Annotated in this window: 15 protein-coding genes and 1 tRNA gene; 4 read left to right on the forward strand and 12 right to left on the reverse strand. The window is 69.1% G+C overall.

Going from position 1 to position 15717, the window contains the following annotated elements; genetic code table 11:
• Positions 1-10: 10 nt before the first annotated feature.
• Positions 11-1246: an aspartate kinase gene (locus ABMY26_RS14905; RefSeq protein ID WP_372399018.1), complete on the reverse strand. Its 1236-nt coding sequence runs from the start codon at positions 1244-1246 to the stop codon at positions 11-13.
• 170 nt (positions 1247-1416) lie between these two features.
• Between ABMY26_RS14905 and ubiG the strand changes: the two genes are divergently transcribed.
• Positions 1417-2217 (forward strand): bifunctional 2-polyprenyl-6-hydroxyphenol methylase/3-demethylubiquinol 3-O-methyltransferase UbiG, encoded by an 801-nt coding sequence (gene ubiG / locus ABMY26_RS14910; RefSeq protein WP_372398036.1) that lies wholly within the window; start codon positions 1417-1419, stop codon positions 2215-2217.
• 51 nt (positions 2218-2268) lie between these two features.
• Here the strand turns inward: ubiG and ABMY26_RS14915 are convergent, their stop codons facing one another.
• From ABMY26_RS14915 to ABMY26_RS14960, 10 genes are all read right to left on the reverse strand, one after another.
• Positions 2269-2814: a Uma2 family endonuclease gene (locus tag ABMY26_RS14915; protein WP_372398037.1), complete on the reverse strand. Its 546-nt coding sequence runs from the start codon at positions 2812-2814 to the stop codon at positions 2269-2271.
• 154 nt (positions 2815-2968) lie between these two features.
• On the reverse strand, positions 2969-3427 hold the full coding sequence (gene ptsN, locus ABMY26_RS14920; protein WP_045581472.1) for a PTS IIA-like nitrogen regulatory protein PtsN: 459 nt from the start codon (positions 3425-3427) through the stop codon (positions 2969-2971).
• A gap of 35 nt (positions 3428-3462) precedes the next feature.
• Complete coding sequence (gene hpf / locus ABMY26_RS14925; RefSeq protein WP_372398038.1) at positions 3463-4053, reverse strand: ribosome hibernation-promoting factor, HPF/YfiA family; 591 nt, start codon at positions 4051-4053, stop codon at positions 3463-3465.
• A 138-nt stretch (positions 4054-4191) separates the two neighbouring features.
• The gene (gene rpoN / locus ABMY26_RS14930) at positions 4192-5808 is read right to left on the reverse strand and encodes an RNA polymerase factor sigma-54 (RefSeq protein ID WP_372398039.1); all 1617 of its coding nucleotides are present in this window, start codon (positions 5806-5808) and stop codon (positions 4192-4194) included.
• 33 nt (positions 5809-5841) lie between these two features.
• Positions 5842-6669 (reverse strand): LPS export ABC transporter ATP-binding protein, encoded by an 828-nt coding sequence (gene lptB / locus ABMY26_RS14935; protein ID WP_372398040.1) that lies wholly within the window; start codon positions 6667-6669, stop codon positions 5842-5844.
• Positions 6666-7556, reverse strand: a complete 891-nt coding sequence (locus tag ABMY26_RS14940) for an LptA/OstA family protein (protein ID WP_372398041.1) — start codon at positions 7554-7556, stop codon at positions 6666-6668. Before ABMY26_RS14940 ends, lptB begins: the two co-directional genes overlap by 4 nt.
• Positions 7553-8278, reverse strand: coding sequence for an LPS export ABC transporter periplasmic protein LptC (gene lptC, locus ABMY26_RS14945; protein WP_372398042.1), 726 nt, complete (start codon positions 8276-8278; stop codon positions 7553-7555). The genes ABMY26_RS14940 and lptC overlap by 4 nt, the downstream gene beginning before the upstream one ends.
• 81 nt (positions 8279-8359) lie before the next feature.
• On the reverse strand, positions 8360-9367 hold the full coding sequence (locus ABMY26_RS14950) for an SIS domain-containing protein (RefSeq protein ID WP_372398043.1): 1008 nt from the start codon (positions 9365-9367) through the stop codon (positions 8360-8362).
• A 207-nt stretch (positions 9368-9574) separates the two neighbouring features.
• Complete coding sequence (locus ABMY26_RS14955) at positions 9575-10201, reverse strand: ribonuclease D (RefSeq protein ID WP_372398044.1); 627 nt, start codon at positions 10199-10201, stop codon at positions 9575-9577.
• 121 nt (positions 10202-10322) lie between these two features.
• Positions 10323-10409 (reverse strand) — tRNA-Leu (locus ABMY26_RS14960).
• Positions 10410-10672: 263 nt separating this feature from the next.
• Between ABMY26_RS14960 and ABMY26_RS14965 the strand changes: the two genes are divergently transcribed.
• Both ABMY26_RS14965 and ABMY26_RS14970 read left to right on the forward strand, forming a co-directional pair.
• The gene (locus tag ABMY26_RS14965) at positions 10673-11644 is read left to right on the forward strand and encodes a complex I NDUFA9 subunit family protein (RefSeq protein WP_372398045.1); all 972 of its coding nucleotides are present in this window, start codon (positions 10673-10675) and stop codon (positions 11642-11644) included.
• A gap of 199 nt (positions 11645-11843) precedes the next feature.
• Positions 11844-13058: an MFS transporter gene (locus ABMY26_RS14970; RefSeq protein WP_372398046.1), complete on the forward strand. Its 1215-nt coding sequence runs from the start codon at positions 11844-11846 to the stop codon at positions 13056-13058.
• Positions 13059-13062: 4 nt separating this feature from the next.
• Here the strand turns inward: ABMY26_RS14970 and ABMY26_RS14975 are convergent, their stop codons facing one another.
• Positions 13063-13863 (reverse strand): undecaprenyl-diphosphate phosphatase, encoded by an 801-nt coding sequence (locus tag ABMY26_RS14975; RefSeq protein ID WP_372398047.1) that lies wholly within the window; start codon positions 13861-13863, stop codon positions 13063-13065.
• Positions 13864-14240: 377 nt separating this feature from the next.
• On the opposite strand from ABMY26_RS14975, the gene ABMY26_RS14980 reads away from it, so the two are divergent.
• The gene (locus ABMY26_RS14980) at positions 14241-15689 is read left to right on the forward strand and encodes an NAD(P)-dependent oxidoreductase (RefSeq protein WP_372398048.1); all 1449 of its coding nucleotides are present in this window, start codon (positions 14241-14243) and stop codon (positions 15687-15689) included.
• Positions 15690-15717: the final 28 nt, after the last annotated feature.

The raw sequence follows: 15717 nt of genomic DNA on the forward strand, positions 1-15717 counted from the left end.
CCACCCGCGCTCAGGCGGCGTCCAGGCCGTAGGCGGTGTGCAGCGCGCGCAGCGCCAGCTCCGCATACTCCTCGGCGATCAGGACCGAAATCTTGATCTCCGAGGTGGAAATGACCTGGATGTTGATGCCCTTGTCGGCCAGCGCCTTGAACATGCGCTGGGCGACGCCGGCATGGCTGCGCATGCCGACGCCGATGACCGACACCTTGACCACGTTGGCGTCGGAGGCGATGCGCTTGTAGTTCAGGGAGGACTGCGCGTCCTCCAGCACCTTGACGGCGCGGGCGATGTCCGCCTTGCCGACGGTGAAGGTCATGTCGGTCGACTTGCCGTCTTCCGACACGTTCTGGACGATCATGTCGACGTTGACGGCGTTGTCGGTCAGCGGGCCGAAAATGGCGGCGGCGACACCCGGGCGGTCGGCGACGCCGACCAGGGTGATCTTCGCCTCGTCGCGGCTGTAGGCGATGCCGCTCACAATTTCCTTTTCCACGATCTCGTCCTCGTCAACAACCAGGGTTCCGGGAAGCGAACTGCCCGCCGCCGCTTCGAAGCTCGACAGCACCTGCACGCGCACGCGGTGGTTCATCGCCATCTCGACCGAGCGGGTCTGAAGCACCTTGGCCCCCTGCGAGGCCAGCTCGAGCATCTCCTCGTAGGTGATCTTGTCGAGCTTGCGCGCCTTGGAGACGATGCGCGGGTCGGTGGTGTAGACGCCGTCGACGTCGGTGTAGATGTCGCAGCGGTCGGCCTTCACCGCCGCCGCCAGCGCCACCGCCGAGGTGTCGGAGCCGCCGCGGCCCAGCGTGGCGATGCGCCCCTCGCCCGACACGCCCTGGAAGCCCGCGACCACGGCGACTTCGCCGGTCTGCAGGGACTTTTCCATCTCGGTGGTGTCGATGGAGACGATGCGCGCCTTGCCGTGGGTCTCGTCGGTGCGGATCGGAATCTGCCAGCCGGCCCAGGAGCGGGCGGGGATGCCCAGCGACTGCAGGGCGATGGCCAGCAGACCGGAGGTCACCTGTTCGCCGCTGGCGACGACCGCGTCATATTCGCGCGCATCGTGCAGCTTGTCGATCTCGTTGCAGTATTTGACGAGCTGGTTGGTCACGCCGGACATCGCCGACACGACGACGGCGACCTGATGCCCCGCCTTGACTTCCTGCTCGACCTTCCGGGCCACGTTCTTGATCCGGTCGATGTCGCCGACCGACGTGCCTCCGAATTTCAGGACGATCCGCGCCATACCCCACACCATGTCTGGCCGCCCGGTCATGATGTCTGGGTCATGCGGGTCGGCTGTGCGCACCCCCGCTCCACCGTTGCCGGCGCGGGGCGGCGTATCCATACTCCGTCGCTGGAAGCGAGGCAAGTTGCCCGCACCCGTCCCACCACCCCGTTTATGGATTTTCAGCCATGCCCGCCTCGTCCTCCGCCTTCCCGCACGCGTCCGCAACCGCTTCAGGCGGGACGGCACCCGCCGCAGGCGGGACGGTGGATCCGGAGGATGTCGCCCGCTTCTCCGCCATCGCCGCCGAATGGTGGGACCCGGCCGGCAAGTTCAAGCCGCTGCACCGGCTGAACCCGCTGCGCCTGGCCTATATCCGCGACAGCATCTGCAAGCGGCTGGGCCGCGACCCGCTGGCGCCGAACCCGTTGGCCGGTTTGCGGGTGGTCGACATCGGCTGCGGCGGCGGCCTGCTGGCCGAACCGATGGCGCGGATGGGGGCGAGCGTGGTCGGCGTCGATGCGTCGGAGAGGAACGTACACACCGCAGCCGCCCACGCCGCCGGGACCGGCACCGAAGTCGACTACCGCGCCACCACCGCCGAGGCGTTGGCCGCCAGCGGCGAAAAATTCGACGTGGTGCTGGCGATGGAGGTGATCGAGCATGTCGCCGACGTGACGCTGTTCGTGAAGTCGCTGTCCGAGCTGTTGGCGCCGGGCGGCGTGCTGTTCCTGGCGACGCTGAACCGCACGCCGAAATCCTTCGCGCTCGCCATCGTCGGGGCGGAGTATATCCTGCGCTGGCTGCCGCGCGGCACCCACAACTGGCGCCAGTTCCTGCGCCCGTCCGAGCTGAACGCCGCCGTACGCGCGTACGGGCTGGGCGTACGCGACCTCACCGGCATCACGTACAACCCGCTGAGCGACGAGTTCCGCCTGAACGCACGGGATCTGGACGTCAATTACATGGGCTGGGCCGAGCGGGTGTGAGCATGGACCTCCTCCCCCGCCCGGCATTGTGTCCGGCGGGGGGAGGGGGCTTCAATCCTCGTACACCGCCTCCAGCGGGACGGTCAGGTCGAGCGAGGCCAGCATGACCGGGCCGTCGCGCACCATGTCGGCAGGCCAGTCGGTGCCGTCGCGGCGGTAGACCTCGACCAGACGCTCGGTCTGGGAAACCAGGACGATCTCGCGCAGGGACGGAACCTTCTGGTAGTTGGTCCGCTTCTCGCGGCGGTCGATGGACTCGGTGCTGTCGGACAGAACCTCCACCACCAGCACCGGATCCTTGACCACATAGGGGTCGTCGTCGGCCTGCGAGCAGGTGGCGACGAGGTCGGGATAATAGAAGGCGTTGGCCGCCTCGACCCGGACCTTCACGTCGTTGGCGTAGGCTTGGCATCCGCGGGCGCGGGCGGCCTGCCGCAGGGCGACGAGCAGGTTGCCGACGATGGTCGCGTGCCGGCGGTCCGCCCCGACCATGGCGAAGATCTCGCCATCGACATACTCGTGGCGCACCTCGGCGCTCCGTTCGGCGGCGAGATAGTCCTGCGGCGAAATCCAGGGCTTGCGCTTCGCGTTTCCCATGGCCTTGGCCCCCCGTCGATCTGGTCGGCGTGGCGCAAGTGTAGCAGCCGAGCCGGCCTCACACCAACCGGCGCGCCCGCCGGCAAAGAAAAAGGGCCGCGCACGTCCCCGTGCGGCGGCCCTTCCGGCATGCTGTCCCCGAACCGGTAGCCCGTCAGTTGGACGGGGTCGGCTCGTGCTGGGTCAGAAGCGCGTACATCGCGTCGCCGGATTCGGCTCCGCGCAATTTCTCGCACATGGACTGGTCGCGCAGCAGGCGCGACACCCGGGCGAGCGCCTTCAGATGGTCGGCTCCCGCCTGTTCCGGGGCGAGGAGGAGGAAGATCAGGTCGACCGGCTGCTCATCGATCGCGTCGAAATCGATGGGCCGCTCCAGGCGGGCGAAGACGCCGTGGACGCGGGTCAGGCTGGACAGCTTGCCGTGCGGGATGGCGATGCCATGGCCCACGCCGGTCGTGCCCAGCCGTTCCCGCTCCAGCAGGACGTCGAAGATCGCCCGCTCGTGCTGACCGGTCAGCTCGGACGCTTTGCGCGCCATCTCCTGCAGGGCCTGCTTCTTGTTGCCGGCCTTCAGGTTCGGGAGGATGGCGTGCGGGGAGATGAGGTCGAGCATGACGCTTCTTGACCGGGGGGAGGGGGTCGGCGCCGTCAGGCGCCGGCCTTCTCCGCCGGATCGACCCAGCCGATGTTCCCGTCGGCGCGGCGGTAGACCATGTTCAGCCGTCCATGCGCACCGTTGTGGAACATCAGGGCGGGAGCCTGCGCCAGCTCCAGCCGCATCACCGCTTCGCTGACCGACAGGGTGGCGATGCTGGTCTCCATCTCGGCAACGACCATCGGCTGGTGGGCGCCGTCGACCGGGGCCTCAACCTCGTCGTGATGGTCCTCGGCCTCGGCCTCCAGGATCTGGTAGCGGGCCGGGATGGCGGCGCCGTTCTCGATCGCGTGGTGATCGCGCAGGCGGCGCTTGTAGCGGCGCAGGCGCTTGGCCAGCTTGTCGCAGGCGATGTCGAAGGCGGGGTAGGGTTCGGTGGCCTCGCCGGCGCTCTGCAGGACGATCCCCCGGCTCACATGGACCTGGATGTCGGCCTTGTAGAGATGCGCGTCCTTGGTCAGGACGACGTTCGCTTCGATCGGCTTGTCGAAGTACTTGCCGACCACGGCGGTCAGGCTGTCGGCCACATGGGTGCGCAGAGCGTCACCCACGTCGAGCTGCTTGCCTTTGACGGTGAGTTGCATGGTGGAACGTTTCCAAAAATTGGTCCGCTGGGGACGGTGTAGAGACGGCGTGTGTGGATGCTGGTCCGCCGCTTGCGGCCCGGGACGATAGGCAAGGGTAGACAGGCTGTCAATCGAGCCCACCTTTGCCCGGCCCGGCTACATGCGTGACATCTTGGCACGTCGTCGCTGCACCGATGACGGTATTTTCATCGCTTCACGATACTTCGCGACCGTCCTTCGTGCAATGTCGATCCCCTCCGCCCGGAGGATCTCCACCAGTTTATCGTCGGACAGCACATCCTCGGGCTTTTCGGCGTCGATCATCGTCTTGATGCGGTGCCGGACCGCCTCGGCGGAATGGGAGGCCTGGCCGTCCGCCCCCTGGATGGCCGAGGTGAAGAAGTACTTCAGCTCGAAGACGCCGCGCTGGGTCGCCATGAACTTGTTGGTGGTGACCCGGCTGACCGTGCTCTCATGCATGCCGATGGCCTCGGCGATGTCGCGCAGGATCAGCGGCCGCAGATGCGAGACGCCATGGATGAAGAAGGCGTCCTGCTGGCGGATGATCTCGCTCGCCACCTTCAGGATGGTGGTGGCGCGCTGGTGCAGCGACTTGACCAGCCAGTTCGCCGACTGGAACCGCTCGGAGATGTATTCCTTGTCGGCCTTGTTCCTGGCCCCGTCGGAGATGCGGGCGAAATAGCGGTGGTTGACCAGCACCCGCGGCAGGGTGTCGGGGTTGAGGTCGATCAGCCAGCCGCCGCCGGGGTTGGGGCGCATCAGGATGTCGGGGGTGACCAGCTGGGCCGGGGTGTGGTCGAAGGCCAGCGCCGGCTTCGGGTTCAGCTTGCGGATGTCGGCGACCATGTCGGCGACGTCCTCGGCATCGACGCCGCAGACCTTCATGATGGCCGGCAGGTTGCGGGCGGCCAGAAGCTCCAGATTGTCGAGCAGCGCCGCCATCGCCGGATCGAGCCGGTTCTTCTCGCGCAGCTGGATGGCCAGGCATTCCTTCAGCGAGCGGGCGAAGATGCCGGGCGGGTCGAAGCGCTGGCAGGCGGCCAGCACCCGTTCCACCCTGCCGGCATCGCAGCCGAGCTGCTCGGCCAGCGCCTGCGCGTCGAAGCCGACCAGCCAGCCGGCCTCGTCCAGCATGTCGATCAGGGCCAGCCCGATCAGCTGGTCGCCCAGGTCGGTCAGGTCGATCTTCAGCTGTTCGGTCAGATGGTCGCGAAGATTCTTTTCGCTGGTCAGCGTCGCTTCGAGGTTGCTGTCGTCGTCCTCGAAGCCGCTGCGGCCGCCGCGCTCGCCATAGGAGCCGTAGACCTCGCTGCCGCCGTCCGACCCGTCGGAAAACCGGTCGTCGCCGTAGACATTCTCGAAATCGGTGTCGAGAGGCGATTCCGACGAGGAAACCATGGTGTCCGACGAGGTCATCTCCACGGTGTCGCGGGTGCGTCCGTCGGATGGCGGCAGCGCCGGCCCGTCGTCGCGGCCGTTCAGCCCGTCGATGCTGAGGCCGTTGGCCTCCATGCCGCCGGGGCCGTCCAGCCCGCCCGGCACATCGCCGCCGTCCGCCGGCCCCGCCGGGTCGCTGCCGCCGTCGCCGGGGCCGCTGTCGCGTTCCAGCAGCGGGTTCTGCTCGATCTCGCGGTCCACGAAGTCCGACAGCTCGATGTTCGACAGCTGCAGCAGCTTGATCGCCTGCTGCAGCTGCGGCGTCATCACCAGTGTCTGGGCCTGTCGGAGGTCGAGACGTTGAGCAAGCGCCATGGCTGTTGAACCGGGACCAGTGGGAACGGAGGGCTACAGACTGAACCGGTCGCCGAGATAGACCCGGCGCACGCCCTCGTGCGCCACGATCTCGTCCGGCCGTCCCTCCATTAGTACCACACCATCGTGCAAAATGTATGCCCGATCGACGAGGTCGAGCGTTTCCCGCACATTGTGGTCGGTGATCAGCACGCCGATGCCGCGGTCGCGCAGGTGCCCGACCAGCTCGCGGATGTCGTTAACCGCGATCGGGTCGATGCCGGCCAGCGGCTCGTCGAGCAGGATGAAGTGGGGCTGGCCGGCCAGCGCGCGGGCGATCTCCACCCGTCGGCGCTCGCCGCCCGACAGCGCCAGGGCGGGCGCGCGGCGCAGATGGGTGACCGAGAATTCGGCCAGCAGCTCGTCCAGCATCGCCTCGCGCGCGTCGCGGTCGCTCTCCACCACCTCCAGCACCGAGCGGATGTTGTTCTCCACCGTCATGCCGCGGAAGATCGAGGCCTCCTGCGGCAGATAGCCGATGCCGAGCCGGGCGCGGCGGTACATCGGCAGCGCGGTGATGTCCTGCCCGTCCAGCGTGATCGTGCCTGAATCGGCGGCGATCAGCCCGGTGATCATGTAGAAGCAGGTGGTCTTGCCGGCGCCGTTGGGGCCGAGCAGCCCGACCGCCTCGCCGCGCTGGACGCTGATCGAGACGTCGCGCACCACCGGCCGCTTCTTGAAGGATTTGCCGAGATGCTGCGCCACCAGCCCCTCGGTCGGCGTGGCGGCCGGCGGGTGGGCCGGGGATGGGCCGGTTGCGGGCCCGGATGCGGGGGTTCCGGCGGGAGCGGCGCCGGGTCCGTTGGCGGTCAGCACGCTCACGGCTTCTTGCCTGCCGCGGCACCCGGCCGGTCGCCGGGGATCAGCAGGCCGCTGACCCGGCCGCCGGCATCGCGGCCGGCGATCACGCGGTTGATCTTGGTCGTCATGTTCATCTCGGCGGCTTCGCCGTTCAGCTGGTTGTCGCCGCGGGTGATCTTCACGTTGCCGATCAGCACCGCCACATTGTCGGCCACCGAATAGACCAGCTTGTCGGACAGCGCCACGTCGGTCGGGGTCGTCACCACCACGCTGCCGGCGCCGTCGATCCGCTCCATCTGGGTGCTGCCGTCGGGCAGCTTCTTCAGCTGGCCGACCAGAACGTCGGCGCGCAGCCGGTCGGTGCCGCGCACCGCCACCGCGTCGCCGCGGGCCACCGTCAGCTCGCGCGCCTCGTAATATTCCAGGCTGTCGCGGGCGGTGACCACGTCCTTGGTGGTGACCAGCTTCAGATCCTTGCCAGTGACCACCGCCACCTGCTTGTCGACGTCGTAGACGCCATGGTCGCCGAACACCTGCTGGGTCGGGCTGACGACGCGGACATTGCCGTCGGCGACCAGCTGGAACACCTCGTTCCCCTTGCCGGGCACCTCGCGGTAATAGGCGGTCAGCACGTCGGCGAAGACCGTCGAGTCGTTGCGCTTGGCCGAGGCGTTGCCGCGCGCCACATAGGCGCGCACGTCCTGGTGCCATTCGATCGCCTGGTCGGCGTTGATCTCCACCGGCTGCTTGCCGCCCATGCCGGGCAGCCCCTGGGCGAAGGCCGGCGAGACGGCCGGGGCGAGGAGGGCCGGGGCGAGGAGGGCGGGAACCGCCAGGGCCAGGCCGGCGGCCAGCGCCGCGGCCGGCAGGCGGGGGACGGTGCGGAATGGCGACCGTTGGGACGTCACGGCTTCTTGCTCCCGGGGCGTTCGGCGGCCTGGACCTCGGCCTTCGACTGGTTGAGGAAGACGACGGTCTTGCCGCGGTCCGTCATGCGGAAACCGATGGCGTTGATCTCGCCCTGCGGCCCCTGGCCGGCCACCGCCTTGTCACCCCAGGCGTTGCCCTTGCGGATGTCGGCCTCGGCCTCGCTGGTGGTGAACTCGTTGCCGTCGTCGCGCAGGACATGGACGTTGCCGCGCATCAGGAGGATGCCGGTGACCTGGTTGTACCAGCCCTTGTCGGACCGCATGGTCACCCAGGTTCCGGCGGTCTCGGTCATCTCCGCCTGCGGGTCGTCGAGCAGGACGATGTCCGGCTGGTCGGTCGACTTGTCGGCCTTGGCCGCCACCAGCGAGAAGGGCTGGTTGTGTTCGTCCAGGCTGAAATAGCGCGGCTTCAGCATCTCGCTCTGTCCGGCGTCGGCGGCGATGCGCGGGGCCTGCGGGCTGTTCAGCGACGGCCAGGCGGCGAGCAACGCCATCATCGCCAGCGCCGCCGCCGGCAGGACGAACTTCATGGCCGAGACGAAGCGGCTGTAGACGCGGCTGACCGGCCGGGTGTCGCGCCGCCGGTGCGCGCGCAGCACGGCTGCCGGCTCCGCAGCGGCGGTCCGGTCGCGTCCGGCGCTATCCGCAGCCTTGAGGCCGGCTGCGGTGCGGTCGGGGATGCGCAGGTCGTCCAGGCTCAAATCTCGGTCCCTCCGGCTCGGCGCTTGGCTACCATCATGGACGTTTCCATCATGGACATGTCCATCATGGACGGGGCGGCGTCAGGCGGCCCCTGCCCGCAGGCAATCGTGGATGTGCACGATGCCCAGCGGCCGGTCGGCCTCGATCACGAACAAGGTGGTGATCTTCTTCTCGTTCATCTCGCGCAGCGCCTCGACGATCAGCGCCTTGGGGCGGATGGTCTTGGGCCGCGGCGACATGATGCTGTCGGCGCGCTCCGCCAGAAGCTCCGGCGTCAGATGACGGCGCACGTCGCCGTCGGTGATGATCCCGACCAGCGCCCCCGCCTCGTCGGTCACCCCGACGCAGCCGAGCCGCTTGGCCGTCATCTCGAAGATGACGTCGGACAGCGGCGAGTCAAGACGGCACAGGGGCAAATCGGCGCCCGCATGCATGATGTCCGTCACCTTCAGCAGGGCGCGGCCGAGCTGGCCGCCGGGGTGGAACTCGCGGAAATCGGCGGCGGAGAAGCCGCGCCGTTCCAGGAGCGCCACCGCCATGGCGTCGCCCAGCGCCAGCATCATGGTGGTGGAGGTGGTCGGCGCCAGCCCAAGCGGGCAGGCCTCCGGCACCGGCGGCAGGATCAGCGCCACGTCCGACTGCTCGGCCAGAGACGACGCCGCCTTGCGGGTCATGCCGATCAGCGGGATGCCGAAGCGGCGGGTGTAGGCGACGATGTCGGCCAGCTCGTGCGTCTCGCCGGAGTTGGACAGGGCGATCACCGCGTCGATCTTGGCGATCATGCCGAGGTCGCCGTGGCTCGCCTCGCCCGGATGGACGAAGAAGGCCGGCGTTCCGGTCGACGCCATGGTCGCGGCGATCTTGCGGGCGACATGGCCGGACTTGCCCATGCCGGTGACGACCACCCGGCCCTCGATGCCGTGCAGCAGGTCGAGCGCCCGGATGAAGGCGCCGTCTAGGCTGTCGGCCAGCGTCACCAACGCCTCCGCCTCGGTCCGCAGGACGCGGACGGCGCAGGCGATGTCGCGGTTCTCCGCGCTGCTCGATTCATCCGGAGCGGCGGAGCCGCCGGTCGGTCTGGACGTCATCACACTGGTCAAGGCGGTCGATGCCTTCCGTTCAAAGGCCCGCGAAGGAGCCGGTCACACAGCGCCGGCCGGCACCGCCGGCACGCCAAAGACGGCGGCCGCCACACCCCACGCGGGCGGGCGGCCGCCGCGGCCAGTATGCCCACCGGCGGGCGCGGGGTCAAATCCACGGCCCTTCGGTCGGGGCCGGCCCCGATGCGCCGGGGGTCAGTGCGCCAATATGTCCGGGGTTTCCCAGCCGCCGAGGTCGAGCTCGCCACGCGCCGGCAGGAAGTCGAAGCAGGCCCGGGCCAGATGGGTGCGGCCCTCGCGCGCCAGCATGACGTCCAGCTTCGCCTTCAGGTCGTGCAGGTGCAGCACGTCGGAGGCGGCGTACTTCATCTGGTCGGTGGTGAGGTCGGCGGCGCCCCAGTCGGAGGATTGCTGCTGCTTGGACAGCTCAACCCCCAGCAGATCCTTGCACAGATCCTTCAGGCCGTGGCGGTCGGTGAAGGTGCGGACCAGCTTGGACGCGACCTTGGTGCAATAGACCGGCTGGCAGCTCACGCCGAGATAGGCCTTCATCACCGCCACGTCGAAGCGGGCGAAATGGAACAGCTTGGTGACGTCGGGGCTGGCCAGCAGGCGCTTCAGGTTCGGCGCCTCGTAGCGGCCGGGGCGGAACTGGACCAGATGGACGGCGCCGTCGCCGGCCGACAGCTGCACGAGGCACAGACGGTCGCGGTGGGGGTTGAGCCCCATCGTCTCGGTGTCGATGGCGACGCAATTGTCGCGGGCGCCGGCGGCGAGGTCGAGGCCGTCGGGGAGGTCGCCGTCATGAAGGTCGATGGGCATGGTCGCATCCCGGGTGGGTAAGGCCCCCGGCCACGGACCCTAGAAACGACGAACGCCGCTCTGCACGGCCTCCCTCTCGATCGAAGGAGCTGTGCATGCGGCGCAGCCGGGTAGAAAGAAATGGTGCCCAGGAGAAGACTCGAACTTCCACGACATTTCTGCCACAGGTACCTGAAACCTGCGCGTCTACCAATTCCGCCACCTGGGCTCGGTGCTCGGTGTGTGGGCGGTTGTTTAATGATCCGGCCGGGGAGCGTCAACAGCTTTTTTCCGGCCCCGTCATTTTTTTGCCGCATCGCGGGTTTCCCTCCCGATTGCCCCGTCCGCGGCGATGCAGTCCCTAGCCTGCCGCCGGGGCTTTGGTTATAAGCATCCCCTCAGTTTCATGGTGACACACAGTCGGACGACGCGCGGGGGCGCGCGGCAGCGCGAAAGCCCCCTTCCGGCGCGCAACGGCACGGGAGACGGTCGATGTCCTATCGCACTCAGGTAATCACGGTGTTCGGCGGTTCGGGCTTCATCGGCCGCCACCTGATCCGGCGCCTCGCCAAGTCGGGCGCGGTCGTCCGCATCGCCACCCGCAACCCGGCCAAGGCGGCCTTCCTGAAGACGGCCGGCGCCGTCGGCCAGATCGTGCCCTTCGCCACCGATTGCGGCAAGGACGAGTCGGTGGCCCGCGCGCTGCAGGGGGCGGACATCGCCATCAACCTGCTGGGCGTGCTGTACGAGCGGGGAAGCCAGAGCTTCCAGGGCGTGCATGTCGACGCGGCCGCCCGCATCGCCCGGCTGGCCAAGGCCGCCGGCGTCGGCCGGCTGGTCCATCTCTCCGCCATCGGTGCCGACGCCGCCTCGCCCGCGGCCTATGCCCGGTCCAAGGCGGCCGGCGAGCAGGCGGTGCTGGCCGCCTTCCCGACGGCGACGATCCTGCGCCCGAGCATCGTCTTCGGGCCGGAGGACAATTTCTTCAACAAGTTCGCGGCGATGGCGCAGAAGGCCCCGGTCCTGCCGCTGATCGGCGGCGGCAAGACCCGCTTCCAGCCGGTCTATGTCGGCGACCTCGCCGATGCGGTCGTCGCCGCGCTGGACCTCGACAGCGCCAAGGGCAGGACCTTCGAGCTGGGCGGCCCGCGGATCTACAGCTTCAAGGAGCTGCTGGAGCTGATGCAGAAGGACATCCAGCGCCATCGCCCGCTGGTGACGCTGCCCTGGAACGTCGCCGAATCGCTGGCCGGCTTCCTGGAGAAGATCCCGGTGCTGGCCCCGGCGCTGACCCGCGACCAGGTGGCGATGCTGAAGCGCGACACCGTCGTCGCGCCGGACGCCCTGGGCTTCAAGGATCTCGGGATCACCGCACTCGCCAGCTGCGAGGTGATCCTGCCGACCTACCTGTCGCGCTTCATCGTCGGCGGCAAATACAACGGCCAGACCGGCAACGCGCACTGAGCGTGTCCTGAGCGCCGGGCCCCACGGCCGGAAACCGAAAGCCCCGGCCCGCGTGCCGGGGCTTTCGCATTTCCGGCGCATTTCCGGCGCATCGCCGGCAAGGATCGCGTCGCCGGGCATGGCACGCCCGATCCATCGGCGCTTGTATTCCCCGGCCGCCGCGGTCATCTGGGCGTTTCCACAGGCGATGGGATCGGGAATGACAGGCGCAGAGGAAATCCGGGACGCCGAGGGCCGGGATGCCGCGGGCCGGGTGGCGGAGCAGGCCGCCGCCGCGCGCCGGGCGACCGTCGCCGCCTTCTTCCTGAACGGCACCGTCTTCGGCGTCTGGGCGACCCAGATCCCGCTGGTGAAGAGCCGGCTCGACCTCAGCGCCGCGGTGCTGGGGGTGGCGCTGCTCTGCCTGGCGGCCGGCGCCCTGACGGCGATGATCGCCAGCGGTCCGCTGCTGGGACGGCTGGGCAGCGCGCCGGTGACGCGGGCGACGGCGCTGCTGTTCGCCGGGCTGCTGCCGCTGCCGGCGCTGGTGCCGGACGTGGTGACGCTGTGCATCGTGCTGGCGCTGTTCGGCGCGTCGGGCGGCACCATGGACGTCGCCATGAACGCCCAGGGCGCGCTGGTCGAGCGGCGGCTCGGCCGGCCCATCATGTCGTCGCTGCACGGGATGTGGAGCCTCGGCGGGCTGGCCGGGGCCGGCCTGGGCGGGCTGCTGCTGCCGCTGATGCCGGCGGCGGCCCAGGCCGGGCTGGTGTCGGCCGGCCTGCTCGCCCTGTTCATGGCGGTGCAGGGGCGCTTCCTGCCCGACCGCAACGCCGCGGGCGGCGGGCTGGTGCTGCCCGACCGCAAGACCCTGCTGCTCGGGCTGCTGGCCGCCCTGTCCTTCATGAGCGAGGGCGCCATCCTGGACTGGAGCGCCATCCATCTGCGCGACGACCTGGGCGCGCCGGCCTCGCTGGCCGGCATGGGCTTCGGCGTGTTCTGCGCCGCCATGGCGGCCGGGCGCTTCAGCGGCGACCGGCTGCGCCACCGTTTCGGCGGCGACGCGCTGATGCGGGTCGGCGGGGTGCTGGCGGCGGCCGGGCTCGGGCTGGTGCTGGCGGCGGGGCTTTGGACGGGCCTCCCGGACGATCTGGCGCCGCTGCTGGCGGTGGCCGGCTTCGGGCTGACCGGGATCGGCCTGTCGAACATCGTCCCGGTGCTGTTCAGTGCCGCCGGGGCGGTGGAGCGCGGGCGGGCCGACCATGCCGTCGCCGCGGTCTCCACCATGGGCTATACCGGGGTGCTGGTCGGACCGCCGCTGGTCGGCTTCATCGCCGAAGGCACCAGCCTCGCCACCGCCTTCGGCCTGATCGCCGTCCTCGCCCTGTTCGTCGCCGCGGCCGCGGCGCGCGCGGTGCCGCGGGGGCACGGCTGACCGGTCACAGATACAGGAACGCCAGCATGCCGGTGCCGATGGCGATGCGATACCAGCCGAAGGGGGCGAAGCCGTAGCGGCCGACGAAGTCGACCAGCGTCTTGACCACCAGCGCTGCGGCGATGAAGGCGGTGACGAAGCCGACAAGGATCAGCAGGCCGCTGTCCAGGCTCATCGCCGACCAGTTCTTGTAGAGGTCGTAGGCGGTGGCCCCGGCCATCGTCGGCACCGCCAGGAAGAAGGAGAACTCGGCCGCCGCCTTGCGGTCGACCCCCATCAGCAGGGCGCCCAGGATGCTGGCGCCCGAGCGCGACACCCCCGGCACCAGCGCCAGGCACTGGCAGAAGCCGATCTTGAGCGCCAGCGGGGCGGAGAAATTCTCGATCCGGTGATAGCGCGCGGTCGGGACCAGCCGTTCCACCACCAGGATGGCGATGCCGCCCAGGATCAGGGCGATGCTGACCACGGTCGGGTTGAACAGCAGCGTCTTGATGACGCCGTGCAGCCCGGCGCCCAGCACCATCGCCGGCAGGAAGGCGATCAGCACCGCCATCACGAAGCGCCGGGCGCCGGGATCGTCCTTCAGCCCCGTGGCGACATGCCACAGCCTCTGGAAATAGACGACGCAGATCGCCAGAATGGCGCCGAGCTGGATCACCACCTCGAACACCTTGCCGGGCGGACCCTGGAATCCCAGCAGCTCGTCCAGCATGATGAGATGTCCGGTCGAGGAAACCGGCAGGAACTCGGTCAGTCCCTCGACCAGACCCATCAGGGTGGCGTCCAGATATTGATCGATCATCATCGCGGGCCCGCAGCCTTCGGCACAATTGACATGCGGGCGCTTATAGCAGGCCAGGGCCAGGCTTGGCGACGGCGAGGGATCGGTACCCCTCTTTGCGCGATAGGCCCGTTTCGGGACTAATTTTCTGTCTCACTTTTGTGTCGCACCATGGCCAAGCCCATGCATTGCAGGTCTGCCGGAAAAAAGGTCAACAAACAGTACCTATCGGTTCTTTTGTGCTTTCGCAGGCGCGGTACATGCGTTATATGACGAGCGTCCGCCACTTCGCGGACATTCGGTTTCAACCCAGCCGGTCGGTGCAGGCCCCTGCCGCAGCCCCCGGTCAGGCGACGTCCCCGCGACAGCCCGCGGGGCGGCGAAGCGAAGGAGCAAAGGTCATGGCGAACCAGAAGATGTTGGGCTTCGTGCACACCGCGCAGAAGATGCCCGACAAGCGGTCCGCCGCCGACCGCCGCCAGGACTTCGCGGAAATCTACGCCCGCTTCAGCGACGAGCGCGCCAACGAGCAGGCCAACCGCTGCTCGCAGTGCGGCGTTCCCTTCTGCCAGGTGCATTGCCCGGTTTCCAACAACATCCCCGACTGGCTGAAGCTGACGGCGGAAGGCCGGCTGGAGGAGGCCTACGAGGTCTCCCAGGCCACCAACAACTTCCCGGAAATCTGCGGCCGCATCTGCCCGCAGGACCGGCTGTGCGAGGGCAACTGCGTCATCGAGCAGTCGACCCACGGCGCCGTCACCATCGGCTCGGTCGAGAAGTACATCAACGACACCGCCTGGGAGAACGGCTGGGTCAAGCCGCGCACCCCCGCCCGCGAGCTCGGCCTGTCGGTCGGCGTGATCGGCGCCGGCCCCGGCGGGCTGGCCGCCGCGGAGGAGCTGCGCGCCAAGGGCTACGAGGTCCATGTCTACGACCGCTACGACCGCATGGGCGGCCTGCTGGTCTACGGCATCCCCGGCTTCAAGCTGGAGAAGGACGTCGTCGCCCGCCGGGTCCAGCGGCTGGCCGATGCCGGCGTGATCTTCCACCCGAATTTCGAGGTCGGCCGCGACGCCACCCTGGCCGAGCTGCGCGAGCGCCATGTGACGGTCCTGATCGCCACCGGCGTCTACAAGGCCCGCGACATCGAGGCCCCCGGCGCGGGGCTGAAGAACATCGTGCCGGCGCTGGATTACCTCACCGCCTCCAACAAGGTCGGGCTGGGCGACTCGGTTCCGGCTTATGAGGATGGCTCGCTGAACGCCGCCGGCAAGAAGGTGGTGGTGCTGGGCGGCGGCGACACCGCGATGGACTGCGTGCGCACGGCGATCCGCCAGGGCGCCACCTCGGTCAAGTGCCTGTACCGCCGCGACCGCAAGAACATGCCGGGCTCGCAGCGCGAGGTGGCGCATGCCGAGGAGGAGGGCGTCGAGTTCGTCTGGCAGGCCGCGCCTGAGGCCTTCACCGGCGACGACGTCGTGACCGGCGTGCGCGCGGTCCGCATCCATCTGGGCGTCGCCGACGCCACCGGCCGCCAGACCCCGCAGGTGATCGAGGGCTCCGAATTCACCGAGCCGGCCGATCTGGTCATCAAGGCGCTGGGCTTCGAGCCGGAGGATCTGCCGGGCATGTTCGGTTCGCCGGACCTGACCGTCACCCGCTGGGGCACGCTGCTGGTCGACCACCGCACCAAGATGACCGGGCTGGACGGCGTGTTCGCCGCCGGCGACATCGTGCGCGGTGCTTCGCTGGTGGTGTGGGCCATCCGCGACGGCCGCGACGCCGCCGAGGCGATGCACGCCTACGCCCAGACCGTCGGCATGCCCAAGCTGGCGGTCGCGGCGGAGTAAGGCGATCCCGTCGCAAGGCCGCCTGCCC

The sequence above is a fragment of the Azospirillum sp. HJ39 genome, assembly GCF_041507355.1.
In the GTDB taxonomy this organism is placed as follows: Bacteria; Pseudomonadota; Alphaproteobacteria; order Azospirillales; family Azospirillaceae; genus Azospirillum; species Azospirillum thiophilum.